The sequence below is a fragment of the Rhodobacter viridis genome, from assembly GCF_003217355.1.
Taxonomy (GTDB): domain Bacteria; phylum Pseudomonadota; class Alphaproteobacteria; order Rhodobacterales; family Rhodobacteraceae; genus Rhodobacter; species Rhodobacter viridis.
In genome coordinates this window covers 52,374-76,682 of record NZ_QJTK01000009.1, presented here as the reverse complement: position 1 = coordinate 76,682, position 24,309 = coordinate 52,374, and the positions used below count along the sequence as shown (strand labels likewise).

Here is a 24,309-nt window from a genome sequence, read left to right as displayed (position 1 = left end):
TGCACGGTTTTTATTTTTGGAATGGGGCGAAAGGGCCATGCCCTTCTTTGAGAAGGCAATAAAATTCGCACGGGAGTACCGGCGGGCGATGCTGCATCCGGTTATTCCGGTGGTGTGGCTCGCGACCTCGATTTTCGGGATCGTCGCCGGTCCTTTCGGCACTGAACTCTTTCCCCTGACCGGACGCTTCGCCTTCTGGCCGATCACCATCGGCCTTGGGGTGCTGGCAGGCGGCATCTTGCGGGTGATCGTGCGCGAATACTGGGGGCTGCGGGCCTTCTGGCCCGAGGCGCCCTTGATCGCCGTGCTGGCAACGCTCGGGCTGACGCCGCTTTTCATGGCGCTGGCCTCGGCGGTGGCAGGACCGGCGCAGCATGTGCCCTCGATCCCCGAGATGATGAGCTACGTCTTCATCATGTCGATCATCACCTCGACCCTGCGCCATGCGGTGGCTGCAAGTGGCATCGGCGCACGTGCAGAGATGCCCCCGCTCGGCCTTGATCCGGCCGATGCCCCCCCGCCCGAGCGCGAACCGGCGGCGCGGTTGATGGCCCGGCTTTCTGAACAAAACAGGGCGCCGCTGGTGCGGCTGCAGATGCGCGACCACTATGTCGAGGTCTTCACCGAGGCGGGCTCGGAAACCGTGCTTTTGCGGATGGCCGATGCGATCTGTGGCGCCGAAGGGGTCGAAGGGTTGCAGGTGCACCGCTCGCATTGGGTGGCGCGGCAGGCGATCCGGGGCGTGAGCCGGGCGCAGGGCAAGGTCAGCCTGGTGCTGAAGGACGGCACGCAGGTTCCGGTGTCGCGGGGCAACGCGCCCGCGGTTCTGGCGCTTGGCCTGACCGAGATCCTGCCCAAAGCCGACAATGGCAGCGGTGCGCCGCAGGCCCTTGCTGCGCAATAGACCCTGACGGGGTCAGTGCTGGATCTCTTCCTCGCGCACGAACATGTTCGACCAGGCGCGGTCGATCAGCTCGGGCGTCATCTGATAGGGAATGCCCTCGAAGTCGCAGATCGCGATCATCTGGTCGATCAGGAAGATCGGCTGATAGTTCGCATAGACGTTGTTGATCGTCGGGTATTTCACCTTCAGCAGATGGACAAGCGCGGCTTCGGACAGCGGCATGCCGCGCTTTTTCGCCACCAGCGAGAAGATCTTCAGGTAATCCGACTGGCTCGGCCCGTCGATCTTGATCTTGAAGAAGATCCGCCGCAGCGCCGCCTTGTCGAAGATCTGGTTCGGGTGGAAGTTCGTCGAAAAGATCACCAGCGTGTCGAAGGGCACTTCGAACTTTTCACCCGATTGCAGCGCAAGGATGTCGCGGCTTTCCTCGAGCGGCACGATCCAGCGGTTGACCAGTTTCTGCGGCGGCTCGGCCTGACGGCCAAGGTCGTCGACGATGAAGACCCCGCCCGAGGCCTTCATCTGCAGCGGTGCCGTATAGGTCCGCGCGGTCGGGTTGTAGGTCAGATCGAGCATGTCGAGCGACAACTCGCCCCCGGTGATCACCGTCGGCCGGTCGCAATAGACATAGCGGTTATCGACGCGGTTGCCGGATTTGCGCAGGCTCGTCGGGTCGTCGGCATCCTCGCTCGCGGCGGTATGCACGATCGGGTCATAGACGACGATCACCTGACCGGCATATTCGACCGCGCGCGGAATGTAGATCCGGTCGCCGATCGCATCGCGGATGCCGTTCGAGATCGAGGATTTCCCGTTGCCGGGCGGGCCATACATCAGGATCGACCGCCCCGAGGAGACCGCCGGTCCCAGCTGGTCGATCAGCGTCGGCGGCAGCACCAGATGCCCCATCGCCGTCATCAGCTGCGGCCGGGTCAGCTGGATGTTGCGGATCGACTGCTTCTTCATCTGCACCGAGTAATCGGCCAGCGGCACCGGCATCGCGCCGTAATATTCCGATTGCGTCAGCGCATCGAGCGCGCGGGCCTTGCCGCCGTCGGTCAGCTGATAGCCCATCTCGCCGCCCGAATTGGCGTGCAGCGTCCCCATCGCCTCGATCAGGCGCTGGGCGCGGCCCATGTCGACCAGCTCCTGCGTCAGCGAGATCGGCAGGCAGATCAGCTTCGACAGACCCGAAACCGTGTCCATGTTGGTGCGAAACATGGTCTTGAGCAGGATGTCCCGCATCAGAACGGTGTTCAGTCCGGTCTCGGTCAGGGTCCGGGGCGGGGTGGGGGCGATCACATTCGACGCGATCATGTTCATCTGTCCTGCTCCGGCTCGTCTTTTTTTACGCGTTGCAACGGGATTCACAGGCGCATCCTGCCGGGCTATTGTGGCCAAAAATGGGAAAAGATGCGGAGAGGCCGGGATGACGGGCAGGTCAAGGGCAGCAGCGGCTTTGCCGCTGGCAGGCGGGCTGGCGATTTTCGCCGTGATTTTGGCGGCAGCGCCGTTTCTGGCGGGGGGGCTTTACGTCACCCAGCACGAGGGCGACACGCTGCATCTGGCCGATCTGGTGTTGCGCATGGCCGAAAAGGGCCAGATGCCGCATCGCGATTTCATGACGCCTCTGGGCATCGGCGGGCTCTGGCCAATTGCGCTGTTTTCGAAGCTGGGGCTTGGCTTTGGCCATGCTTTCCTGGCCGCGCAGGCGGCGGTGGCGGCGCTGCTCTTCCTGCCGATTCTGCGGGTGGCGCAGTCGCGCTTTCCGGGCGGGCTGGCGTGGGTGTTCGGCATCTATGCCCTGGGCATGGTTCTGGCGCTGGTGCATGGCGAGACGAACCCGGCCAGTTCGGTGTCGATGCATTACAACCGCTGGGCCTGGGCGATGGCCTATGTGGCGCTGCCGCTGGCCGTGCTGGAGCCGCTCGGGGTCCAGCGTCCGCGGATCGATGGCGTGCTGATCGGTGCGATGATGGCGGGGTTGGCGCTGGTCAAGGTCACCTATGTCGTGGCCTTTGCCCCCGCGGTGCTGGTGGCGCTGCTGGTGCGGCGGGATTTCCGCACCCTCGGTGTGGCGGTTCTGGCTGGGGTCGCGGTTCTGGCCGCGGTCACGGCAGTGCTGGGGGTGGGTTTCTGGATCGCCTATCTGCGCGATCTGCTGGCCGTCGCGGGATCGGCCAGCCGCGCGGCGCCGGGCGACACTTTCGGCGGGGTGATGGCCGCGCCGAAGAACCTCGCCGGGACGCTGGCGCTGTTGATGACGGTGATCTTCCTGCGGCAGGCCGAGCGGATGTCCGAGGGGCTGGTGCTGCTGCTCCTCGTGCCCGCCTTTGCCTATGTGACCTATCAGAACTATGGCAATGATCCGCAATGGCTGGTGCTGGTCGGGCTCTTCGCGCTGACCCTGCGCCCCGACAGTCTGATCTCGAACGGTCTTGGCTGGCGCCTGCGCGAGGCGCTTCTGGTGACTGGCGTCGTGGCTTTGGCGCTGGCTGCGGGGCCTGCGGCGAACCTTGTCTGGAGCCCCCTGCGCCATGCTTTCGCCAAGACCGATGACATGGTGCCGTTCCTGTCGGCCCGGCCGCAGGATGCCGATCTGCTGGTCGAGGCGCCCCGGGTCTACCGCGTGCTGCAGCAGGTGGCGGGGGATGCGCCGGGGCAGCCCTATGCAGCTTACGCGAAGAAGGGCGAGAGCGCCGAGAAACCGCGCAAGCCTGCGCTGCTGAATGGCGAGACGCTGCCCGACTGCGAAATGACGATGGGCTATGACGCCTGGTTCGAGACCGCCGCCACGGATCTGGTGCAGGCGGGCTATGCTCATTCGCGGGTGCTGGTGGCGGATCTGTTCTCGGCGCTGTGGCTCTTCGGACCGTTCGAGCCGGTCAAGGGTGCGGCACCGTGGTATTATGGCGGCACGCCCGGGATCGAGGCCGCCGATCATGTGCTGGTACCGCTGTGCCCGACCGGGGAAAGCCGCCGCGACGAGATCGTGAAAGCGATTGCGGATGCGGGCTGGCGGCTGGTCGAGGAACGCCGGACAGCGACCTACATCCTGCTGCGGCCCGAGCGCCCGTGATCGTGAGTGCGGGCGGAACAGGAAAGGCACCGCCTTTCCCCGCCAGTTTCGCGCCGGTGGTGACAAGACCGTTTCCCCAAGCGCGACAGAGGGCGGCGCCCGTCCCGGCGGGCGAGAAGCGCCCGCCATGGGCGGGGCGGGCGCTGCCCGAGTGTTTTCGGCACTCGGGGGTCATGGGGTCATGGAGCGCAGGGCCAAGGCGATGGCCTTGGCCAGACCGGGTGCCTTCAGCGCACCCGTTCGACGACGTAATCGGCCAGATCGTCCAGCATCCGGCGCAGCGGATGCTCGGGCAGCTTTGCCAGCGCCTTGCGGGCGGTGTCGGTCCAGCCGATGGCTTCGAGCCGCGTCGCTTCCAGCGTGCCGTGCTTGGTCATCAGCGCCATGGCGTGTTCAAGGTCGCCGTCCTGCTGGTCGCCCTTTTCGATCACGCGCTTCCAGAAGGCGCGTTCCTCGTCATTGGCCAGCGCCACGGCCTTGATCACCGGCATCGTCAGCTTGCGCTCGCGGAAATCGTCGCCGGTGTTCTTGCCGATCTCGGCCGACTTGCCGCCGTAATCCAGCAGGTCATCGACGATCTGGAACGCGATCCCGAGCGCATCGCCGTAATCGTACAGCGCCTCGATCTGATCTTCGGGGGCACCGCCGATGATGCCGCCCACCTCGGTCGCGGCCGAAAACAGCGCCGCCGTCTTGCCGCGGATCACGCGCAGATAGATGTCTTCGGTCGTCGCCAGATTCTGCGCCGCCGTCAGCTGCAGCACTTCCCCCTCGGCAATCACCGCCGAAGCGTTGGCGAGGATCTCCATCACCCGCATGTTGCCGGTGTCGGTCATCAACTGGAACGAGCGCGCGAAAAGATAATCGCCGACCAGAACCGAGGATTTGTTGTCCCACAAAAGGTTCGCCGTCGGACGGCCGCGGCGCTGGCGGCTTTCATCGACCACGTCATCATGCAGCAGCGTCGCGGTGTGGATGAACTCGACCGTCGCCGCCAGATGCACATGGAACGGGCCGCCATAGCCCACCAGCCGCGCCGCGGCGAGCGTCAACATCGGCCGCAGCCGCTTGCCGCCCGCCTCGATCAGATGCGCCGTAACCTCGGGGATGCGGGGCGCATGTTCCGAGCTCATCCGCTCGCGGATCAGCGCATTGACCGCCGCCATGTCCTCGGCCAGCGCCTGCGCCAGACGGTCGTGCGGTTTCGTCGCCTTGTCGTCGAGGCTCATCGGTCTTCCTTCCCAGTTTCCCGGCCCAATTTCCCGTCTCGACAGGGCGGCACAGCTGCCCTTAAGTCGAGCGCATGAGAGAGCTTCTGCGCACCACCGACCCGGTTCGGATCGCCATGGCGATGGCCCTTCTTGAGGGCGAGGGTATAACGGCCTTTGAGTGGGACGTCCACATGAGCATTCTTGACGGCAGCCTCGGCATTTTGCCGCGCAGATTGGCCGTGGCCGATGCGGATTGGTTCCTGGCGCAGGCAATCTTGCGCGACAACGGGCTGTGGGAAGAGTGATGTTTCCGCCCGAAGACTGCACGTTCGACCGGTTTCTGGATGGCCGTCTGACCGTGGCGCAACCGCGGCAAGGCTACCGCGCTGCGATGGATCCGGTGCTTCTGGCGGCGGCTTGCGCCGCAAAACCGGGGCAATCGGTGCTGGAACTGGGCTGCGGGGGGGGCGTGGCGAGCCTGTGCCTTGGCTGGCGGGTGAAGGGGCTGGTGCAGGCCGGGCTCGAATTGCAGCCCGACTATGCCGATCTGGCGCGGCGCAATGCGGCGGCAAACGGCATCGCGCTCGAGGTGTTCGAGGGCGATCTGGCGCGGATGCCCGCCGCCCTTCGCGCGCGCAATTACGATCATGTGATCGCCAATCCGCCCTATTTCGCCGCGGCTGGGGGCACGGCAGCGGCTGATGCCGGCCGCGAACGGGCGCAACGCGAGGCGACGCCGCTGGTCGATTGGGTCCGCGCGGGGATGCGGCGGCTGCATCCGGGCGGCTGGCTGACGATGATCCAGAATGCCGACCGGCTCGGCGATATCCTCGTGGCGCTGGCGGGGCAGGGGGGCTCGGTCTCGGTGCTGCCGATCGCGGCGCGGCAGGGCCGGGCGGCGGGGCGGGTGATCGTCTCGGCACGCAAGGGCGGCAAGGCGCCGTTGCGGTTACTCGCGCCTTTCGTGCTGCATGCCCTGCCTGCGCATCAGGGGGACGCCGAAGACCTCACCCATGCTGCGCAGGCAGTGCTGCGCTGCGGCGAAGCCTTGCCGCTAACGCCTTAATTCCGTGGCAATATTACTTTGTAAAACGCGCTCATAATTTCGCGCGGCAATACGACAAGCGCGTGACAAGCGTTCGAAAACGTGCTGCAATCATCTTACCGAACAAGGAAAGAGGAGACTGCCATGTCCGTGAGTTCGCATATCGCTGAACTTCGCAAGAAACATCAGGCTCTGTCCGAGGAAGTCGAAGTGGCGCTTCGCACGCCCAGCTTTGACGACCTGCAAATCGCGGAGATGAAAAAACAGAAACTGCGGCTCAAGGAAGAAATCGCGCGGCTGGAAGGCGTGGCGCTCTGATTTCCGGCTCGGCCCCGTAGGGCCGACCCGCTAGCCTTGCCGACTGCCCAAGGCGGCCAGAAAGGCACCTGCAGCAATCATCGCGGCGGTCAGTACCAGAACTGGGGAAGCTGCCGCGATCCCCGCCCCGATCAGCGCCAGCGTTGACAGAAGGGGCGCTGCATAGGACGCCGTCCCCAACATCTGGATGTCGCCCTTCTTCACCCCCACATCCCATGTGTAGAACGCCAGTCCCACCGGACCAAGGCCAAGGGCGATGATGGCGCCCCAGCCGGTCGTGCTGGTGGGCCAGAGCGTCTCTTCCAGCGCCAGATGCGCGAAAGCCGACAAGACCGCCGTGGCCAGGCAATAGACCGCGACGGCGGCGGTCGGCACCTGCCCCATGCGGCGCGAGATCAGCGAATAGCCCGACCAGGTCAGTGCGCAGAGGAAAGCCAGCCCATAGCCGGGCAGCGATTCGGCGCTGGCCGAGATGCCGCCGCGGGCGACGATCAGGGCGGCCCCCGCAAAGGCGAGGATTGCCCCGAAAATATGCAACCGAGTCAGCCGCTCCCCCGGCAGCAGGCCGGAAAAGACCACGATGAGCAGCGGCCAGAGATAGGCGATCAGACTCGCCTCGGCCGGAGGGGCAAGGCGCAGGGCGGAAAAATAGATCAGGTGGTAACCGAACAAGGCTGCCGTGCCGAAAGCGTAGACTTTCCACGACACCTGTCGCAGCACGGCAAAGCCCTCGGTCGCGGCGACCCAGATCAGCCCGATGCTGCCGCCGATGGCAAAGCACAGCGCATTCAGTTGCAGGGGCGGCACCGGCGCCGAGGCGACGGTGAACAGCGCGAGCAGCGCCCAGAGTGCGACGGCGGAAAAGCCGATCACGGTTGCCTGATTGCGCGACATCTGCCCCCCGAAAGCAAAGAGGCCCGCAAGATGCGGGCCCCGTCGCCATTTGCCAAGAGGCAAATCAGGTCATGTACTGGCCGCCGTTCGCGGTGATCGTCGCGCCGGTGATGAAGCCCGCGCTGTCCGCGGCAAGGAACACCACGCAGCGCGCGATGTCGGTCACGTCGCCCAGACGGCCGACCGGGATCGTCGCGATGATCGACTCGCGCACCTTTTCCGGAACCGCCATCACCATCTCGGTGGCGATGTAGCCCGGGCAGATCGCGTTCACGGTGATGCCCGCGCGCGCGCCTTCTTGCGCCAGCGCCTTGGTGAAGCCGATGTCGCCCGCTTTCGCGGCCGAGTAGTTCGCCTGCGCGAATTGACCCTTCTGGCCGTTGATCGACGAGATGTTGATGATCCGGCCGAACTTGCGGTCGCGCATGCCGTTCCAGAGCGGATGCGTCATGTTGAAGATGCCGTTCAGGTTGGTGCCGATCACCTGATCCCACTGCTCGCGGGTCATCTTGTGGAAGGGCGCGTCGCGGGTGATGCCCGCGTTGTTCACCAGAACGTCGACCGGGCCGAGGTCGGCCTCGACCTGCGCGATGCCCGCGGCGCAGGCGTCGTAATCCGCGACCGACCACTTGTAGGTCTTGATCCCGGTCTCGGCGGTGAATTTCGCGGCGGCTTCGTCATTGCCGGCATAGTTCGCGGCGACGGTGTAGCCAGCCTCCTTCAGCGCCATCGAGATCGCGGCGCCAATGCCGCGCGACCCACCAGTGACGAGTGCAACTCTGGACATGATTCCTCCTCAGATCATCCTTGTTGAAATGCTGTTACCTAAAATAAGGAAGGCGCGCAATATTATTGCGCGCCCGTTTTTCGCATTTGCAGAAAAAATCTGCGTGAGGCCTGACCTCAGAGCCCTTCGAGGCACATGGCCACGCCCATGCCGCCGCCGATGCAGAGCGTCGCAAGGCCCTTTTTCGCGCCCGAACGTTTCATTTCGAAGACGAGCGTGTTCAGGATCCGGCAGCCCGAGGCGCCGATCGGGTGACCGATGGCGATGGCGCCGCCGTTGACGTTCACCTTCGACACATCCCAGCCCATGTCCTTGTTCACCGCGCAGGCCTGCGCCGCGAACGCTTCGTTCGCCTCGATCCGGTCCAGATCGGCAGCTTTCCAGCCCGCCTTTTCCAGCGCCTTTCGCGAGGCCGGGATCGGGCCGCAACCCATGATCGACGGGTCAAGCCCGGCGGTGGCATAGGAGGCGATGCGGGCGAGCGGCGTCAGACCGCGCTTGGCCGCTTCTTCCTCGGTCATCAGCAGCACGACCGCGGCGCCGTCGTTGATGCCCGAAGCGTTGCCCGCGGTGACGGAGCCGTCCTTGGTGAAGGCCGGTTTCAGCTTCTGCAGCGAATCGAGCGTCGCGCCGTGGCGGATGTATTCATCGGCATCGACCACGATGTCGCCCTTGCGGGTCTTGATCGTGAAGGGCACGATTTCATCGACGAACTTGCCCGCCTTTTGCGCGGCCTCGGCCTTGTTCTGCGAGGCGAGGGCGAATTCGTCCTGCATTTCGCGGGTGATGCCCCATTGGCTCGCGACGTTCTCGGCGGTCTGGCCCATGTGGTAGCCGTTGAAGGCGTCCCACAGACCGTCCTTGATCATCGAATCGATCATCTTCATGTCGCCCATTTTCGTGCCCGCGCGCAGATGCGCGACATGGGTCGAGAGCGACATGCTTTCCTGACCGCCCGCGACGACGATCGCCGCATCGCCAAGCTGGATGTGCTGGGCGCCAAGCGCCACCGTGCGCAGGCCCGAGCCGCAAACCTGGTTGATGCCCCAGGCGGCCGATTCGATCGGCAGACCGGCCTTGATATGCGCCTGACGCGCCGGGTTCTGGCCCTGACCGGCGGTCAGCACCTGGCCGAGGATGGTTTCCGAGACCTCCGCCTTGTCGATGCCCGCCCGCGCGACAACCGCCTCGATCACCGCGGCGCCCAGATCATGCGCGGGCGTGTTGGCGAAAGCGCCGTTGAAGCTGCCCACGGCGGTACGGGCCGCCGAGACGATGACGACATTGGTCATGAATTTCCCTCCTCACAGGATTTCGGGCGCAGAGGCACCCATTGCCGCTGTGCAGCATGCCGAAAGGGCGAAGGAGGTCAAGCAGATTTGGCAATATTTGCCGCCATTCGCGCAATTTTGTTGCGCGAAAAAATCAACCCTGAGGCCCGGGCGTCAGTTCCCGGCCTTGTGGGTCGTGGGCGCTTTCCACGGCGGCATGATCGTCGGCGCGCCGAAATAATAGCCCTGCATGCAGTCGATCCCCGCACGCGTCAGCCAGGCCGCATCCTCGGCGGTTTCGACCGCTTCGGCAACGGTGAACATCTCGAAATGCTTGGCGATCGACATCAGCGCCTGGGTGAGGATCTGGTTGTCGGGATTGCGCGCGATTCCGGTTATGAACTGGCCGTCGATCTTCAGGATGTCGAAGTAGAATTCGCGCAGATAGCGGAACGAAGTGTAGCCCGCGCCGAAATCATCGAGCGCGAAGGAGATGCCCTTCATCTGCATGTCCTGCATGAAGACCGAGACGAGTTCCGGCATCACCATCGCCGAGGATTCGGTGATTTCGAGAATCAGCCGCTCGCCCACGGTTTCGTCCATCGCCAGACCGCGGTTGAGGATGCGGGTCCAGTCCGGATACCCGATCGAGCGCGCGGACATGTTCACGGAGAGCCGCAATTCACGATCTTCGGCCAACGACAGCAGCCCCATTTCCAGCGCAAGGCAATCGAGCTTGCGACCGATTTCGGTGGTTTCGGCCGCGCCGATGAATTCCTGCGCGGGAATCACCCGCCCGGTATCGTCAAGCACACGGATCAGCCCCTCGTAAAAGGCCGGGCGATCGGGGCGCAGCGTCTGCACGATGGGTTGGAACGCCAGCACGACGTCGCGCCGTTCAATGGCGCGCGTCACCATCGAGAGGGTTTCGCGATCGCGCTGGGCAACGGCAAAGTTCAGCGGATTGGCATCGGCGGGATCGAGCGGCTCACGCAGCGACAGCGGAATTTTCGGCATCGGCCCCTCCATCAGATTCCATGCCAGAATCCGCGATTTCGGCTAACAACGGGTAAAGACGCGCAATTTCTCCGGCGCGTGGTTAATATCGAAAATTTCTGGTAAGCCTGAATCCATAAATGCCTCGGTAACGAACACAACTTAGACTTGCTCCAAAGGTTCCGAGTGTCGAAACGAGCGCCCCGATGACTGCACCTGCTGATTTCTCCAAATCTGTCGAAGGCGAAGCTTACTTCGGCTTTGACGAACTCTTCTACTCGCGGACGGACAAGCGCGGGGTCATCCTCGCGGGGAATGACGTGTTTCACCGCGTTTCCGGGTTCGAATGGAAGGACATTCTGGGCGCACCGCACAAGGTCGTGCGCCACCCCGATACGCCCCGCGGCGTGTTCCGCATTCTCTGGCACGCGCTTGGCGCCGGGCATCCGATGGGGGCCTATGTCAAGAACCGGGCCAAGAATGGCGACCAATACTGGGTTTTCGCCGTGCTGATGCCCACGGAAGATGGCTATCTTTCGGTCCGGCTCAAGCCTTCGTCGCCGCTGTCCGACCGTATCCGTGAAGATTACATCAAGCTCAGCGCGCGGGAGCGGGCCGAGCGGCTCGACCCCGAGGTCAGCGCAGGCGAATTGCGGACGATGGCGTCCACCGAAGGCTATTCGACCTACACGAGCTACATGGCCTTCGCGCTGGGCAAGGAATTGGCCGCCCGCGATGCGAAACTGGGGCGTCCGGCCGATCCGCGCACGCTGCGCCTGATCGACATGAACACCTCGCTTGAAAAGGTCACGCAGGAGCAGATGAAACTGCTGCGCAGCTTCGAGGCCTTGCAATCGATCCCGAACAACATGCGCATCGTCGCCTCACGGCTGGAGCCTTCGGGCGGCCCGGTTTCGGCGATTTCGGAGAATTACAAAGCCTCGTCGATGGTGATTTCCGAACGCCTGCGCAGCTTCGTTGCCGGGCGGGACAATCTGTGCGAGCGCGTCTCGCGGCAGGCGGCCCGGGCCTTGTTCCTGCTTGGGTCGAACCGCGTGCTGAAAGAGATGAACGCGAATTTCCGCGATGCGGTGCCCGTCGAAGGGATCGACTGGGCGCATGAACGGAAGCTTCTGCGCGAACTTGAGGAACGGTCGCGCCATGACACCCGTCAGGCGATGGAACGCGCCGTCGGCCATGCGGAGGAGCTGAGCCGCTCAAGCGCCGAGATTCGCCGCCTGATGCTGGGGCTCGACACGATCCGGGTTCTGGGCCGCGTCGAATGCGGTCGGATGCGCGATACCGGCGGCGGGCTCTCGGCGACGATCGATCAGCTCGACATCTTCCATGCCGACATCAAGAACCGGCTCGAATCGATCATGCGGCTCTCGGAAGAGATCGGCTCGTCGATGAACCAGTTCCTGCGCGGCGAATCGCGCTGATCATTCGGCGCGCAGGGCGGCGATGACCGCTTTCGCTTCCGGGCTCGACCAATCGGCCGGGCCAAGAAGTTGAGCCACGATCTGCCCCTTGCGGTCGATCAGGATCGAGGCCGGCAGGCCGGGCAGACCGAAGGCGCGCGGCAGCCGTTCCGTGTTGTCGATCATCCGCGGCAAGTGGGTGATCCCCTGCTTTTCGAAAAACGCGGCCACCTTCACCTGGGTGTCGCGATTGCTGGAAGCCACGGTCAGCACGGTGAAATCCCCCCCGCCGATCTCGGTCTGAAGCGCCTCGATATCGGGCATTTCCTTGCGGCAGGGCGCACACCAGGTTGCCCAGAGGTTCAACAGCACCACCTTGCCGTGATAGTCGGCCAGCGTATGGCTTGCCCCGGTTTCATCGACGAAGGGAATTTCCGGCAGCGGCAGCGGCTCGGAAAAGACGGCGAGTTTCTTCATCTCGCCCTGTTTCAGCGCCGAAAGGTCGGCGGCGGTGGCGGCATTTGCGCTAAGGGCAAGGGCCGTATAAAGGACGAACAACCGCAGCATGATGCCTCCGACGAAGGGCCTGACGATGACCGACGACACGAAATCCTCGAACGCCATGTGGGGCGGGCGCTTCGCCGCCGGTCCGGACGCGATCATGGAGGCGATCAACGCCTCGATCTCGTTCGACAAGCGGCTTTACGCACAGGATATCCGCGGCAGCCGGGCCCATGCGGCGATGCTGGCCGCGACGGGTATCTTGACGAATAGCGATGCCGAGGTGATCGGGGAAGGGTTGCTCACGGTCTTGTCAGAGATCGAGGCGGGCGATTTCCCGTTTTCGACCGCGCTCGAGGACATTCACATGAACGTCGAGGCGCGGCTGAAGGCGCTGATCGGCGAACCGGCGGGGCGGCTGCACACGGCGCGGAGCCGCAACGATCAGGTGGCGACCGATTTCCGGCTTTGGGTCCGCGATCAGGCCGATGCGGCGATCACTTCGCTGACGGCTCTGATGCGGGTGTTGGTCGCTCAGGCCGAGAAGGGCGCCGATTGGGTGATGCCGGGCTTCACCCATCTGCAGACCGCGCAGCCGGTGACCTGGGGCCATCACATGATGGCCTATGTCGAGATGTTCGCGCGCGATCGGTCGCGCTTTGAGGATGCGCGCAAGCGGATGAACGAATGCCCGCTCGGCTCGGCGGCACTTGCGGGCACCGGTTTCCCGATCGACCGGCACATGACCGCCGCGGCGCTCGGCTTCGACCGGCCGATGGCGAACAGCCTGGATGGCGTGTCGGACCGCGATTTCGCGCTGGAATTCCTGTCCTCGGCGGCGATCTGCTCGGTGCACCTGAGCCGTCTGGCGGAGGAGCTGGTGATCTGGTCCTCGGCGCAATTCCGCTTTGTTGCGATGTCGGACAAGTGGTCGACCGGGTCGAGCATCATGCCGCAAAAGCGCAACCCCGATGCGGCCGAGCTGATCCGCGCGAAAATCGGCCGGGTGCTGGGCGCGGCTGTCGCGCTGTTCACCGTGATGAAGGGCCTGCCGCTCGCCTATTCGAAAGACATGCAGGAAGACAAGGAACAGGTCTTCGACGCCGCCGATACGCTGATGCTGGCCTTGGCCGCGATGACCGGGATGATGTCGGATCTGACGGTGAACACGGGCAAGCTGGAAGCCGCGGCCTCCTCGGGCTTCTCGACCGCGACCGATCTGGCCGACTGGCTCGTGCGTGAGGCCGGTCTGCCCTTCCGGGATGCCCACCATGTCACCGGCTCGCTCGTCGCGCTGGCGGAAAAGAAGGGCTGCGATCTGCCCGATCTGAGCCTCGAAGAGCTGAAATCCGCCCATCCGGCGCTGACCGAGGCGGTCTATTCCGTGCTTGGGGTTCACAATTCGGTCGCCTCGCGCCAGTCTTACGGCGGCACCGCTCCTGATCAGGTCCGCGCCCAGGTCGCGCGCTGGAAGGGGCTTTTCGCCTGACACGGGAGTTTTCATGCGTATCCTTCTTGCTTTCTCGCTTCTGACCCTTGCCGCGGCCTGCGGTGTCGATGGCCCGCCGCAACCGCCGAAAGCGACCACCGCCCCCGGCGTTTCGATCACCGGCGAAGCCCGCATGGGCGTCACGGGGTCGCTGTGAGGATCGCCTTGCCCCTGCTCCTGCTCCTGCTCGCGGCCTGTGACGGGCCGCGCGCGAATGTGGGCGCCAGCCCCGGCGGTCAGGTGGGCGCCGGGGTTTCGACCGGTGTCGGCCCGATGCGGCTGGGCGTGAACAGCAGCGGGCGCGCCACGGTCGGCACGCATCTTGGCTGGCTGCATCTGGGCGCGGGCTTCTGAGGCCGCTTTTCTTGACGGGTCCGACCGGCTAAGAACGCCTCAGCAACCGGAGGCCGCGATGGATCACTTTCTTTACCGCAATGGCGTGCTGCATGCCGAAGACGTGGCCCTGACCGAGATCGCGGCCAGTGTCGGCACCCCGTTCTATGTCTATTCCGCCGCGACCCTGACCCGGCATTTCAAGCTGTTCGATGCGGCGCTGGCGGGGACCGATCACCTGGTCTGCTTTGCGATCAAGTCGAATTCGAACCTTGCGGTACTGAAGCTGCTCGGCGATCTGGGCGCGGGGATGGATGTGGTCTCGGGCGGCGAATACCGCCGGGCCAAGGCCGCGGGCGTGCCGGGCGCGCGGATCGTCTTTTCCGGCGTCGGCAAGACGCGCGAGGAAATCACGTTGGCGCTCACCGGCGGCATCCGGCAGTTCAACGTCGAAAGCGAGCCAGAGCTGCGGGCGATTTCCGAGATTGCGACGGGCCTTGGCGTCACCGCGCCGATCGCGCTGCGGGTGAACCCCGATGTCGATGCGAAGACCCATGAAAAGATCGCCACCGGCAAGTCGGAGAACAAGTTCGGCATTCCGATCGCCAAGGCCCGCTCCGTCTATGCCGAGGCCGCGAAACTGCCTGGAATCGACGTGATCGGTGTCGATGTGCATATCGGCAGCCAACTGACCGATCTGGCGCCGTTCGAGGCAGCCTTCACCAAGGTCCGCGACCTGACCCTTGCCCTGCGCGCCGATGGCCACAACATCCGCCGCCTTGATCTGGGGGGCGGCTTGGGCATCCCCTATCACCAGCGCTCGAACGAGGCACCGCCCTTGCCCACCGATTACGGCGCGATGATCCAGCGGGTTCTGGGCGATCTCGGCTGCGAGATCGAGATCGAGCCGGGGCGGCTGATTTCCGGCAATGCCGGGCTGATGGTGACCTCGGTCATCTATCTGAAGGAGGGCGAGGGGCGGGATTTCCTCATCGTCGATGCGGCGATGAACGATCTGGTGCGGCCTGCGATGTATTCGGCGCATCATGATATCGTCCCGGTGATCGAGCCCGCGCCGGGCATCGCGCCGCAGCCCTTCGATGTGGTCGGCCCGGTCTGCGAGACGGGCGACACTTTCGCCAAGGGGCGCGAGCTTCCCGTGATGGCCGAGGGCGATCTGGTCGCCTTCCGCTCGGCGGGCGCCTATGGCGCGGTGATGGCGTCTGAATACAATTCCCGTCCGCTGATCCCCGAGGTGCTGGTGTCCGGGGATCACTTCGCCGTCATCCGGCAAAGACCGAGCTTTGAGGAAATGCTGGCCCGCGATAGCATCCCGGAATGGCTCTGATCCCGTAGTCCGGGCCGGAAAGGACCGATGCCGCCGCCGCCGCCCCTTCCGGGCGACCCGCTCGCCCCGCTGGCCCGACCGATCGCGCTGACGCGGGCGGCGATGACGGCCGAGCGGCTGCTGCGCGCCTTCTGGCCGTTGCTGACGCTTGCGGCGATCACCTTCACCCTTTTGGCCTTTCGTCTGCCCGATTATCTGAGCGGGCGGCAGTGGCCGGTGCTGGCGGGAAGCCTTGGGTTTCTTGCGGTCGTTTTGGCCGCACCGGGGTTCCGGCGGTTTCGTCTTCCCTCCCGGGCCGAGGCGATTGCCCGGCTGGATGCGACCCTGCCCGGTCGACCGCTGGCCGCGCTGACCGACAGTCTGGCGCTGGGCGAGACCGATCCGGCGACGCGCGCCCTTTGGGCTTTGCATCGCGGTCGCATGGCCGAGCGCGCCGCTGCCGCCCGCGCGCCCTTGCCCACGCCCGATCTGGCGCCGCGTGACCCCTACGGTCTGCGGATCTCCGCGCTGACCGGCGTCACCGTGGCGCTGATCTTTGGCGCGCCGCTCGCGATTTTCAAGCCAGCCGAGCATCCACAACCCCCCGGCGCCGCCGAGGCCGCGATGGGCCCCGCCTGGGAAGGCTGGGCCGAGCCGCCGCGCTACACCGGCAAGCCGGGTCTTTATCTGAACGGGGTCGACGGCGATGCGCTGTCGCTGCCCGAGGGCACGAAGCTCAGTTTCCGCTTCTATGGTGCACCCGGTTCTGTTCCCTTCAGCGAAACCGTGTCGAGCCCCGCCGCCACGCCCGAAAAGGCAGAGGGCGCCGAGGTGCAAAGCCTTGATCTGATTGCCCGGCGTTCGGGCATGGTCGAGATCGGCGGGCGCATGGGGCGCAGCTTCAAGGTCACGCTGCTCTCCGATGCCGCCCCCGCGGTCGAACTGCCCCGGCTGGCGGAACGGCGCGCCGATGGCAAGCTGGCGCAACCCTTCCACGCCACCGACGATTACGGCATCGCCAAGGGGCAGGCGCATGTCAGCCTTGATCTTGCGGCGATCGACCGCCGCTACGGGCTCGCGATCGACCCCGAGCCGCGCCCGGATCTGGTCTTCGATCTGCCGCTGCCGATCACCGGCTCGCGCGCCGATTTCACCGAAACGCTGGCCGAGGACATGTCCGAGCATCCTTGGGCGAACCTGCCGGTCAAGCTTTCGCTCTCGGTCGAGGATGGTCTTGGCCAGACCGGCACGAGCGGCGAACAGACATTCGATCTGCCCGGGCGGCGGTTCTTTGATCCGCGGGCGGCGGCGCTGATCGAGATGCGGCGTGATTTGCTGTGGTCGCGCGAGAATGCCCCCCGCACGGCCGCGCTTTTGCGCGCGATCCTGAACCGGCCCGAAGGTGTCTTTCCCGCCCCGCAGATGGCCGAGGCCCTGCATGCGCAGATCGAGCGTCTCGAGGGCGGGCCGCTGTCGCCCGAGGCCCGTGACGAGGTCGCCAAGGTCCTGTGGGACATGGCGAAACTGCTCGAGGATGGCGGTCTGGCCGATGCGCTGGCGGCGATGCAGCAGGCGCAGGAGCGGCTGAGCGAGGCGATCCGCAACGGCGCCTCGAAGGACGAGATCGCCAAGCTGATGGCGGAACTGAAAGAGGCCACCGATCGGTATCTGCAAATGCTGGCCGAGCGCGCGACCGAGCAGGAGCAGGGGCCGCAGTTCGGGCAGAAGCAGGACAGCCAGCGCATCACCGGCGATCAGATCCAGAAGATGATGGAGGAAATCCAGCGTCTGATGGAAGAAGGCAAGATGGCGGAGGCGCAGGAGCTGCTCGATCAGCTGTCCCGGATGATGCAGAACATGAAGGTCACGCAGGGCGAGGGCGGCGACGGCGACATGCCCGGCGGCAAGGCGATGAAGGATCTGGGCCAGACGTTGCGCGATCAGCAGAAGCTGTCGGACGATTCCTTCCGCCAGATGCAGCGCAGCCCGCAGCCCGAGGGCGTCGATCCGGGGCTGGAACAGCCGGGGCCGGGCGCGCCGCAAGCGCAACCGGACGGACAGCCGCAAGCCGGGGAGGGCACGGCGGAAGATCAGGGCAAGAGCCTTGCCGAGCGTCAGCGGGCCCTGCGCCGGGAGCTGGAACGCCAGCGCGGATTGATGCCGCGTCTTGGCGGGGACGCCGCCAAGGAGGCCGAACGATCGCTGGACGGCGCAGGCAAGGCGATGGACGGCGCCGAACAGGCGCTGAAGGACGGCGATCTGGGCGGCGCCATCGACAAGCAGGCCGATGCGATCGAAGCCCTGCGCGAGGGCATGCGCAAGCTGGGCGAGGCGATGGCCGAGGAAAACGGGCAGGGCCAGAGCGGTCAGGGCGCCGAAGGCATGGAGCGGCGCGGCGATGCGATGGGCGGACATGGCGCGCGTGAATTGCCGCGTGATCCGCTCGGCCGGGCGACCGGCGATGGCAGCCGGATCGGGTCCGATTCCGATCTGCTGAAGGGGGACGACGTCTATCGCCGCGCCCGCGATCTGCTCGATGAAATCCGCCGCCGCACGGCCGACCGGCAGCGGCCGGAGACGGAACGCGACTACCTGCGCCGTCTGCTCGACCGTTTCGCGGGGCAATAGCCGCCCGGATCAGCTTTGCGGTGGGGCGCCCGCCTGAACCTGCGCGATCACCGCACGCAGTTGCGCATCCAGCCAGATCCGCGCCGCATCCACCGCCGCGACATAGCTGTCGAGCAGCGGTCCCGCCGCGGGCACCATCTCGGCCAGTTTCGGCGCATAGGCATAAAGCAGCGCCGCAATCGCGGCGAGCAGCAGCACCGAGGAAAAGCCGAAGCGGAAGCCCGAGCGATCTTCATCCCGACCCTGAATCATCCCCATCGCCGCGATGTCCCCATTGCGGTCGGCGCTGGCGCGCAGGCTCGAATTGATTTCGTCGATATCGGGCAGACGCCGCCGCCGCAGGAAACGGTCAGCGCTTTCGGCCTCTTCCGGCTCGGGGCCTTCGGTCAGATCGGCGTGACGGTCGCCCTCGCTGGCGTCGTCGGAGTTGAGGTCGCTGAAATCCAGCATCCGCCGCGACGGCTCGGCGCGCAAGGTCGGCGCCACGCGCTGCGGCTGGACCGAGGGCGGCGTCATCGGGGGCGGCGTCATCGGGGGCGGCGGAGGCGGTGCAACCGTCGGCATCACCGGGCTGGTCAGCACCGGATCAAGGTTCATTTCTTCCTGCGTCTCGATCCCGCTGCCTTCGGCCCGGCGGGCCGCGGCTTCGCGTTCGGCTTCTTCGCGCAGGATGGCCATCAGGTTTTCGTCGAGCGGCCGGCGCGGGATCGCGCCTACGCGCGGCGCAGGGCCAACTTCTGCAGTCTCGATCGGCTGGGGGACGACGGCTGGCGCGGGCTCCGGGGCCTCCGGCTCTGCTTGCTGCGGCTCGGGTTCGGGCGTCGTCGCCGCCGGTTCGATCGGCTCGGCCGCGGGCGCCAGCGGATGCGAGCGCATCAGCTCGGAAATGGCGATCAAGACATCCGTTTCAAGCTCGGCCGTTTCAAGCTCGGCCGGTTCGGGCTCGGCGGGCGCCGGGGTGGCAGGCACGGCCCAGTCGAGGATCTCGGCCCCGGCGTCGGCGCCGGGGGCCTCGGGGTCCGGCACGGCTTCGGGGGCCGCCTCTGCGACAGGGTCCGGTGCGGGCTCGGCCTCGAAGTCCGGCCAGTCCTCGGGCAAGGGTTCGGGCCAGTCTTCCTCCTCGGCCACCGCAGCGGCTTCAGGTTCCGCAGCGGCTTCGGTCGCGGCCTCCGGCTCGGGGGCACTCACATCCCATTGGTCAAGGCCGTCCTGCGCCTCGCGGGCCTTTTCCTGCGCCGCATCAAGCATCTGACGGCTGGGTTGGAACCAGGTCTGGCCGCAGCCAGAGCATTGCACATCGCGCCCCGCGGTGGGAATGATGACATCATCCACCTCGTATTGCGCACCGCATCTTGGGCAGATCAGCCGCATTCGGTTCCCAGCCTCGCCCCTCACTCGCCATTCTGGCCTTTTCTACAAGCTTGTTGTAGCAAGCAAAGAAACAAACTCCAATAGTTTGAGTGTGTCGCAGGTGCCGCCCGAAAACCGGGCAGCAGGGGAGGGGCCGCGCAGTGATCGAGTTGCAGGATGTTGCCGTCGGCTATGGCGGAACCGAGCTTCTGGCAGAGATGACCTTGAAGCTGGTTCCGGGGTCGTTTCACTTCCTGACCGGGCCCTCGGGCGCGGGCAAGACCACGTTCCTGAAGCTGTGTTATGCAGAGCTTCTGCCCTCGTCGGGGTTCATGGGGCTTTACGGGCAGGATGCGCGCACGATGGGGCGCGACGACATTGCCCGGATGCGCCAGCGCATCGGCGTCGTGCATCAGGACTGCCAGTTCCTCGATCACCTCTCGGTGGCGGAAAACGTCGCGCTGCCGCTGACCGTGGCGGGCAAGCCGATCGACGGGGTGGAACTGGCCGAGCTTCTGGCCTGGGTCGGGCTGAAGGCACAGATGAACGCGCTGCCGCCGCAACTTTCGGGCGGCGAGCGGCAACGGGCGGCCTTGGCGCGGGCGATCATCACCTCGCCCGAGGTGATTCTGGCCGACGAGCCCACCGGCAACCTTGACTGGGAAATGTCGCTGCGGCTGCTGTCGCTGTTGATGGAGCTGAACAAGCTCGGCAAGACCGTGCTGATTGCGACGCACGATCTGAACCTGATCCGGCAGGCGAAGGCGCAGGTTTCGGCGCGGGTGCTGCGGATCGCGAACCGGCGGCTGCAACTGGCGGGGGCTGATCTCTGATGCGGTTCAATCCTTTCAGCTCTGACCTTTCGACGGCGGATCGGGTCGTTCCGCCCACCGGCTTCACCGCCAATCTGACCGTGCTGACCTCGGCGGCGATGGCCTTCCTGGCGGTTTTCGCGCTGGCGCTGTCGATGGCCTCCGGGCGGCTTGCCGATCGCTGGTCCGAGGCGCTGGCGCGCTCGGCCACGATCCGGATTTCGGCCCCCGCCGATCAGATGGAGACGCAGCTGCGCGCGGTGCTGGATGCGCTGGCGACGACGCCCGGGGTGGCGAGCTACCGCCCGATGGACGAGGGCGAGATGCGCAAGCTTCTGGACCCGTGGTTCGGCCCCGACCTGCCGGTCGACACGCTGCCGCTGCCAAAGCTCGTCGAGCTGACCGAGACCGATCAGGGCATCGATGCCGAGGGTCTGCGGCTGCGTCTTGCGGCCGAGGCGCCCGGCGCGGTGCTCGACGATCACACGCGCTGGCGCAAGCCGCTGATCGCGGCGGCCGGGCGGTTGCGGCTTCTGGGCTGGCTCTCGCTCGTGCTGATCGGGGGCGCGATGGCGGGGATGATCACGCTGGCGGCGCAGGCGGCTCTGGCGGCGAACGGGCAGGTGATCCGGACGCTGCGCCTTGTGGGGGCGCAGGATGCCTTCATCGCCGGCGCCTTCGTGCGGCGTTTCACCAAGCGCGGTTTGGCGGGTGCAGGGATCGGCACAGCGCTCGGGATGGCGGCGGTGGCTGCGCTGCCCGCCCCCGATGTGGCGGGCGGCTTCCTGACCGGGCTTGGCTTCACCGGCTGGGGCTGGCTTTGGCCGCTTGCATTGCCGGTGCTGGCTGCGGTAGTGGCCTACGGCGCCACCCGCGCCGCGGCGCTGCGCATGCTCAGGGGAATTCGCTGATGATCGTTCTGCAATACATCCGCTCGGTCGTGTTCATCATCCAGATGTATGTGATGCTGGCGGTTTATGCCGTGTTCGGGCTGCCCTATGCGCTGATCGGCGGGCGGTCTGCCGCCATCCATGTCTGCCGCGGCTATTGCAAATGGGTGTGCTGGAGCGCGGGCTGGATCGTCGGCATCAAGACCGAATACCGCGGCGAGATCCCGCAGGGCGACGTGCTGATCGCCGCGAAGCACCAGAGTTTCTTCGACATTCTGATGATCTACGCGGCGATCCCGCGGGGCAAGTTCATCATGAAGAAAGAGCTGGTCTGGACCCCCTTCGTCGGCTGGTATGCCTATCTCATCGGCTGCGTGCCGGTCGATCGCGGCAAGCGCGGCGCGGCGATCAAGGGGATGCTGGAACAGGCCAAGGATGCGCGCTTCGCGGGCGGTCAGCTGGTGATCTTCGCGCAGGGCACCCGCGTCGCGGCGGGGGCGAAGAAGCCCTACAAGATTGGCGCCGGGGCGCTTTATGCCGAACTCGGCCTGCCCTGCGTGCCTGCGGCGACGAATGTGGGCGTGTTCTGGCCGCGTCATGCGATCCTGCGCAAGCCGGGGCTGGCGGTGGTGGAATTCCTGCCGCCGATCGACGCCGGGATGCCGATGGGTGACTACATGAAGGTGATTGAAGAACAGATCGAGGCCGCCTCGGACAAGCTGATGGCCGAGGCCGGGCTGAAGATCGGCTGAGCCTTCCCAACTCCCGAAATGCGAAAGGGCGGCTTGAGCCGCCCTTTTTCTTGGGTAAGGTCCGTGACTTACGCCGCCAGACCCTTCGAGCCCATGTCGATGAATTTCTTGCGCCGGGCGGCCAGGATATCGGCGCGTTTCTTGCCCTTCAGATCGGCGAGCATCTTGCCGATCTCGGCGCCGACGCTTGCGATCGTCTTCTTGCGGTCGCGCTGCGCCCCGCCCAGCGGTTCGGCGATGATCCGGTCGATGACGCCCAGTTTCTTCAGATCCTGCGCCGTCAGCCGCAGCGCCTCGGCGGCTTCGCGCATCTTCTCGGCATCCTTCCACAGGATCGAGGCGCAGCCCTCGGGGGAGATCACCGAATAGACCGAATGTTCCAGCATCGCGATGCGGTCGGCGGTGGCGAAAGCCACGGCCCCGCCCGAACCGCCTTCGCCGATGATCACCGAGATCAGCGGCACGCCAAGGCAGAGGCATTTCTCGGTCGAGCGCGCAATGGCCTCGGCCTGACCGCGTTCCTCGGCACCCTTGCCCGGATAGGCGCCGGGGGTGTCGACGAGGGTCACGACCGGCAGGCCGAAGCGGTCGGCCATGTCCATCAGCCGGATCGCCTTGCGGTAGCCCTCGGGGCGGGCCATGCCGAAATTGTGGATGATCCGCGACGCGGTGTCGTGGCCCTTTTCATGGCCGATCACCACGACCGGCTGATCGTCAAAGCGCGCAAGCCCACCCATCACCGCGTGATCGTCGGCAAAGTTGCGATCGCCCGCGAGCGGCGTGTATTCGGTGAACAGCTCGTTGATGTAGTCGCGGCAATGCGGCCGGTCCGGGTGACGCGCCACCTGGCATTTCCGCCAGGGCGTCAGATCCTTGTAAAGCTCGCTCAGCATCTGCGCCGCTTTCTTGTCGAGCGCGGCCGCTTCCTTTTCGACATCCATCCCCGAATTCGCGCGCGCAAGCGCCCGCAGTTCCTCAGCCTTGCCCTCGATCTCGGCGAGCGGCTTTTCGAACTCGAGATAGGTCGTCATCGAAGCCTCCGTAACGCAGTCGTGGCCTATATGACCGCGCGGGGCAGGATTTGCAACTGACGCAGGGAAAAGCGGGCAGAGTGCCGCGGGGCGGGACGGGGTAAAATTGGAAACGCCCCGGCGCAGGTCCGGGGCGTCCCTGTTCCCTCATGCAGCCGGGCCTCCCCTCCCTGCTGCTCCGGGATCCGAATCGATTCGGTCACGAATCGTTTACACGGTGCTCAGACCTTAGTCATTTCCGCCTGTCTGACAATCACTTCTGCCTGCCGGATCGAGGCAATATCGACAAGCCGCCCCTTGTAGACAGTGGCGCCCGCGCCCTCGGCTTTGGCCTTTTCCATCGCAGCCAGAATCTCGCGCGCTTCTGCAACCGCAGCGTCAGAAGGCGTGAAGACTTCGTTCGCCAGAGCGACCTGTTTCGGGTGGATCGCCCACTTGCCGACCATGCCCAAAGTGGCCGAGCGCAGCGCCTGGGCGCGGAAACCTTCGTCATCCGAGAAGTCGCCAAACGGGCCGTCGACCGGCAGGATGCCATGGGTGCGGCAGGCGGCGACGATGGCGGCCTGCGCCCAGTGCCACGGGTCCGACCAGTGTTTCACGCCCGCATGCAGCATGTAGTAGTTTTCCTGCGTGCCACCGATGCCGGTCGTCGCCATGCCCATCGAGGCGGCGAAGTCGGCCGCGCCAAGGCTCATCGCCTGCAGCCGGGGGCTCGAGGCCGCGATTTCCTCGACATGGGCGATGCCCGCGGCCGATTCGATGATCACTTCCAGCGAGATGCGCTTTTTGCGGCCCTTGGCGGCCTCGATCGCGGTGACCAGCGCATCGACGGCGTAAACGTCGGCGGCGCAGCCCACTTTCGGGATCATGATCTGGTCGATGCGTTCCGAGCCCTCTTCGAGCAGCTCGACCACGTCGCGATACCAGAACGGCGTATCAAGGCCGTTGATCCGCACCGACAGGTATTTGTTGCCCCAGTCGATGGTGTGGCTGGCCTCGATGATGTTGCGCCGCGCCTGCGGCTTGTCATCGGGGGCGACCGAATCCTCGAGGTCGAGGTTGATCACATCGGCCGCCGATTGCGCCATCTTTTCAAAGATCGCCGGGCGCGAGCCCGGGCCGAACAGCTGGCAGCGGTTGAGGCGGGCGGGGGCGGGCGGCTGGGTGCGGAAGCTCATCGGGTCTCTCGGCAAGGAAGTTACGGGATTGGTTGCGTTTGCGATATATTGTTGCGCTGCGGCGCGCAAGGAATTTCTGCGGATGCAGCATT

General features: G+C 65.6%; 24 protein-coding genes. 14 read left to right on the top strand and 10 right to left on the bottom strand.

Annotated features, from left to right (window positions below):
* Positions 1-88: 88 nt before the first annotated feature.
* Positions 89-904 (top strand): LytTR family DNA-binding domain-containing protein, encoded by an 816-nt coding sequence (locus C8J30_RS12200; protein ID WP_181420867.1) that lies wholly within the window; start codon positions 89-91, stop codon positions 902-904.
* Positions 905-916: 12 nt separating this feature from the next.
* Here C8J30_RS12200 and C8J30_RS12195 read toward each other — a convergent pair whose 3' ends face one another.
* A complete protein-coding gene (locus C8J30_RS12195) occupies positions 917-2,227 on the bottom strand; it encodes an ATPase (RefSeq protein ID WP_110806125.1) in 1,311 nt (436 codons plus the stop codon).
* Between the two features lie 106 nt (positions 2,228-2,333).
* Here C8J30_RS12195 and C8J30_RS12190 point away from each other — a divergent pair, with 106 nt between their 5' ends.
* Complete coding sequence (locus C8J30_RS12190) at positions 2,334-3,983, top strand: hypothetical protein (protein ID WP_146227906.1); 1,650 nt, start codon at positions 2,334-2,336, stop codon at positions 3,981-3,983.
* Between the two features lie 227 nt (positions 3,984-4,210).
* Here the strand turns inward: C8J30_RS12190 and C8J30_RS12185 are convergent, their stop codons facing one another.
* Positions 4,211-5,212 carry a polyprenyl synthetase family protein gene (locus C8J30_RS12185; protein ID WP_110806123.1) on the bottom strand — a complete coding sequence of 334 codons (1,002 nt, stop codon included), beginning with the start codon at positions 5,210-5,212 and terminating at the stop codon, positions 4,211-4,213.
* 74 nt (positions 5,213-5,286) lie between these two features.
* On the opposite strand from C8J30_RS12185, the gene C8J30_RS12180 reads away from it, so the two are divergent.
* The 3 genes from C8J30_RS12180 to C8J30_RS12170 all read left to right on the top strand — a co-directional run bounded on the left by C8J30_RS12180 (position 5,287) and on the right by C8J30_RS12170 (position 6,557).
* A complete protein-coding gene (locus C8J30_RS12180) occupies positions 5,287-5,499 on the top strand; it encodes a putative signal transducing protein (RefSeq protein WP_110806122.1) in 213 nt (70 codons plus the stop codon).
* A complete protein-coding gene (locus C8J30_RS12175; protein WP_110806121.1) occupies positions 5,499-6,260 on the top strand; it encodes a tRNA1(Val) (adenine(37)-N6)-methyltransferase in 762 nt (253 codons plus the stop codon). Before C8J30_RS12180 ends, C8J30_RS12175 begins: the two co-directional genes overlap by 1 nt.
* Before the next feature lie 123 nt (positions 6,261-6,383).
* Complete coding sequence (locus C8J30_RS12170) at positions 6,384-6,557, top strand: YdcH family protein (protein WP_110806120.1); 174 nt, start codon at positions 6,384-6,386, stop codon at positions 6,555-6,557.
* Positions 6,558-6,587: 30 nt separating this feature from the next.
* Here C8J30_RS12170 and yddG read toward each other — a convergent pair whose 3' ends face one another.
* The 4 genes from yddG to C8J30_RS12150 form a co-directional block, all read right to left on the bottom strand.
* Complete coding sequence (gene yddG, locus C8J30_RS12165; protein ID WP_110806119.1) at positions 6,588-7,451, bottom strand: aromatic amino acid exporter YddG; 864 nt, start codon at positions 7,449-7,451, stop codon at positions 6,588-6,590.
* A gap of 64 nt (positions 7,452-7,515) precedes the next feature.
* Positions 7,516-8,238, bottom strand: a complete 723-nt coding sequence (phbB, locus tag C8J30_RS12160) for an acetoacetyl-CoA reductase (protein ID WP_110806118.1) — start codon at positions 8,236-8,238, stop codon at positions 7,516-7,518.
* A 116-nt stretch (positions 8,239-8,354) separates the two neighbouring features.
* Positions 8,355-9,530, bottom strand: coding sequence for an acetyl-CoA C-acetyltransferase (locus C8J30_RS12155; RefSeq protein ID WP_110806117.1), 1,176 nt, complete (start codon positions 9,528-9,530; stop codon positions 8,355-8,357).
* 153 nt (positions 9,531-9,683) lie between these two features.
* Positions 9,684-10,526 carry an EAL domain-containing protein gene (locus tag C8J30_RS12150; protein ID WP_110806210.1) on the bottom strand — a complete coding sequence of 281 codons (843 nt, stop codon included), beginning with the start codon at positions 10,524-10,526 and terminating at the stop codon, positions 9,684-9,686.
* A 185-nt stretch (positions 10,527-10,711) separates the two neighbouring features.
* Here C8J30_RS12150 and C8J30_RS12145 point away from each other — a divergent pair, with 185 nt between their 5' ends.
* Positions 10,712-11,947 (top strand): PAS domain-containing protein, encoded by a 1,236-nt coding sequence (locus C8J30_RS12145; RefSeq protein ID WP_110806116.1) that lies wholly within the window; start codon positions 10,712-10,714, stop codon positions 11,945-11,947.
* On the opposite strand, the gene C8J30_RS12140 is transcribed toward C8J30_RS12145, so the two are convergent.
* Entirely contained in the window at positions 11,948-12,493 is a 546-nt protein-coding gene (locus C8J30_RS12140) for a TlpA family protein disulfide reductase (protein WP_110806115.1), read from the bottom strand.
* Positions 12,494-12,518: 25 nt separating this feature from the next.
* Between C8J30_RS12140 and argH the strand changes: the two genes are divergently transcribed.
* The 5 genes from argH to C8J30_RS12120 are packed head-to-tail and all read left to right on the top strand — an operon-like array spanning position 12,519 to position 18,204.
* Complete coding sequence (gene argH, locus C8J30_RS12135; protein WP_110806209.1) at positions 12,519-13,916, top strand: argininosuccinate lyase; 1,398 nt, start codon at positions 12,519-12,521, stop codon at positions 13,914-13,916.
* A 13-nt stretch (positions 13,917-13,929) separates the two neighbouring features.
* On the top strand, positions 13,930-14,073 hold the full coding sequence (locus tag C8J30_RS18660) for a hypothetical protein (RefSeq protein ID WP_181420866.1): 144 nt from the start codon (positions 13,930-13,932) through the stop codon (positions 14,071-14,073).
* Between the two features lie 8 nt (positions 14,074-14,081).
* Positions 14,082-14,270, top strand: a complete 189-nt coding sequence (locus tag C8J30_RS12130) for a hypothetical protein (RefSeq protein ID WP_146227905.1) — start codon at positions 14,082-14,084, stop codon at positions 14,268-14,270.
* Positions 14,271-14,328: 58 nt separating this feature from the next.
* Entirely contained in the window at positions 14,329-15,597 is a 1,269-nt protein-coding gene (gene lysA / locus C8J30_RS12125; protein ID WP_110806113.1) for a diaminopimelate decarboxylase, read from the top strand.
* A 27-nt stretch (positions 15,598-15,624) separates the two neighbouring features.
* A complete protein-coding gene (locus C8J30_RS12120; protein ID WP_245909800.1) occupies positions 15,625-18,204 on the top strand; it encodes a DUF4175 domain-containing protein in 2,580 nt (859 codons plus the stop codon).
* A gap of 9 nt (positions 18,205-18,213) precedes the next feature.
* Here the strand turns inward: C8J30_RS12120 and C8J30_RS12115 are convergent, their stop codons facing one another.
* The gene (locus C8J30_RS12115; RefSeq protein WP_110806112.1) at positions 18,214-19,575 is read right to left on the bottom strand and encodes a zinc-ribbon domain-containing protein; all 1,362 of its coding nucleotides are present in this window, start codon (positions 19,573-19,575) and stop codon (positions 18,214-18,216) included.
* Positions 19,576-19,715: 140 nt separating this feature from the next.
* Here C8J30_RS12115 and C8J30_RS12110 point away from each other — a divergent pair, with 140 nt between their 5' ends.
* Genes C8J30_RS12110 through C8J30_RS12100 form a run of 3 tightly spaced genes read left to right on the top strand, consistent with a single transcriptional unit; the run spans position 19,716 to position 22,008 of the window.
* On the top strand, positions 19,716-20,387 hold the full coding sequence (locus C8J30_RS12110) for a cell division ATP-binding protein FtsE (protein ID WP_110806111.1): 672 nt from the start codon (positions 19,716-19,718) through the stop codon (positions 20,385-20,387).
* On the top strand, positions 20,387-21,277 hold the full coding sequence (locus C8J30_RS12105) for a cell division protein FtsX (RefSeq protein ID WP_110806110.1): 891 nt from the start codon (positions 20,387-20,389) through the stop codon (positions 21,275-21,277). Before C8J30_RS12110 ends, C8J30_RS12105 begins: the two co-directional genes overlap by 1 nt.
* On the top strand, positions 21,277-22,008 hold the full coding sequence (locus C8J30_RS12100; RefSeq protein WP_110806109.1) for a lysophospholipid acyltransferase family protein: 732 nt from the start codon (positions 21,277-21,279) through the stop codon (positions 22,006-22,008). Before C8J30_RS12105 ends, C8J30_RS12100 begins: the two co-directional genes overlap by 1 nt.
* Positions 22,009-22,076: 68 nt before the next feature.
* On the opposite strand, the gene C8J30_RS12095 is transcribed toward C8J30_RS12100, so the two are convergent.
* On the bottom strand, positions 22,077-23,039 hold the full coding sequence (locus C8J30_RS12095) for an acetyl-CoA carboxylase carboxyltransferase subunit alpha (RefSeq protein WP_110806108.1): 963 nt from the start codon (positions 23,037-23,039) through the stop codon (positions 22,077-22,079).
* Positions 23,040-23,260: 221 nt separating this feature from the next.
* Positions 23,261-24,217: an L-malyl-CoA/beta-methylmalyl-CoA lyase gene (locus tag C8J30_RS12090; protein ID WP_110806107.1), complete on the bottom strand. Its 957-nt coding sequence runs from the start codon at positions 24,215-24,217 to the stop codon at positions 23,261-23,263.
* Between the last annotated feature and the right edge of the window lie 92 nt (positions 24,218-24,309).

Bases quoted from the DNA above. Each gene is read 5' to 3' on its own strand.
- C8J30_RS12200 (WP_181420867.1), top strand. From the start codon at position 89: ATGCTGCATCCGGTTATTCCGGTGGTGTGGCTCGCGACCTCGATTTTC.
- C8J30_RS12195 (WP_110806125.1), bottom strand. From the start codon at position 2,227: ATGAACATGATCGCGTCGAATGTGATCGCCCCCACCCCGCCCCGGACC.
- C8J30_RS12190 (WP_146227906.1), top strand. From the start codon at position 2,334: ATGACGGGCAGGTCAAGGGCAGCAGCGGCTTTGCCGCTGGCAGGCGGG.
- C8J30_RS12185 (WP_110806123.1), bottom strand. From the start codon at position 5,212: ATGAGCCTCGACGACAAGGCGACGAAACCGCACGACCGTCTGGCGCAG.
- C8J30_RS12180 (WP_110806122.1), top strand. From the start codon at position 5,287: ATGAGAGAGCTTCTGCGCACCACCGACCCGGTTCGGATCGCCATGGCG.
- C8J30_RS12175 (WP_110806121.1), top strand. From the start codon at position 5,499: ATGTTTCCGCCCGAAGACTGCACGTTCGACCGGTTTCTGGATGGCCGT.
- C8J30_RS12170 (WP_110806120.1), top strand. From the start codon at position 6,384: ATGTCCGTGAGTTCGCATATCGCTGAACTTCGCAAGAAACATCAGGCT.
- yddG (WP_110806119.1), bottom strand. From the start codon at position 7,451: ATGTCGCGCAATCAGGCAACCGTGATCGGCTTTTCCGCCGTCGCACTC.
- phbB (WP_110806118.1), bottom strand. From the start codon at position 8,238: ATGTCCAGAGTTGCACTCGTCACTGGTGGGTCGCGCGGCATTGGCGCC.
- C8J30_RS12155 (WP_110806117.1), bottom strand. From the start codon at position 9,530: ATGACCAATGTCGTCATCGTCTCGGCGGCCCGTACCGCCGTGGGCAGC.
- C8J30_RS12150 (WP_110806210.1), bottom strand. From the start codon at position 10,526: ATGCCGAAAATTCCGCTGTCGCTGCGTGAGCCGCTCGATCCCGCCGAT.
- C8J30_RS12145 (WP_110806116.1), top strand. From the start codon at position 10,712: ATGACTGCACCTGCTGATTTCTCCAAATCTGTCGAAGGCGAAGCTTAC.
- C8J30_RS12140 (WP_110806115.1), bottom strand. From the start codon at position 12,493: ATGCTGCGGTTGTTCGTCCTTTATACGGCCCTTGCCCTTAGCGCAAAT.
- argH (WP_110806209.1), top strand. From the start codon at position 12,519: ATGACCGACGACACGAAATCCTCGAACGCCATGTGGGGCGGGCGCTTC.
- C8J30_RS18660 (WP_181420866.1), top strand. From the start codon at position 13,930: ATGCGTATCCTTCTTGCTTTCTCGCTTCTGACCCTTGCCGCGGCCTGC.
- lysA (WP_110806113.1), top strand. From the start codon at position 14,329: ATGGATCACTTTCTTTACCGCAATGGCGTGCTGCATGCCGAAGACGTG.
- C8J30_RS12120 (WP_245909800.1), top strand. From the start codon at position 15,625: ATGCCGCCGCCGCCGCCCCTTCCGGGCGACCCGCTCGCCCCGCTGGCC.
- C8J30_RS12115 (WP_110806112.1), bottom strand. From the start codon at position 19,575: ATGCGGCTGATCTGCCCAAGATGCGGTGCGCAATACGAGGTGGATGAT.
- C8J30_RS12105 (WP_110806110.1), top strand. From the start codon at position 20,387: ATGCGGTTCAATCCTTTCAGCTCTGACCTTTCGACGGCGGATCGGGTC.
- C8J30_RS12100 (WP_110806109.1), top strand. From the start codon at position 21,277: ATGATCGTTCTGCAATACATCCGCTCGGTCGTGTTCATCATCCAGATG.
- C8J30_RS12095 (WP_110806108.1), bottom strand. From the start codon at position 23,039: ATGACGACCTATCTCGAGTTCGAAAAGCCGCTCGCCGAGATCGAGGGC.
- C8J30_RS12090 (WP_110806107.1), bottom strand. From the start codon at position 24,217: ATGAGCTTCCGCACCCAGCCGCCCGCCCCCGCCCGCCTCAACCGCTGC.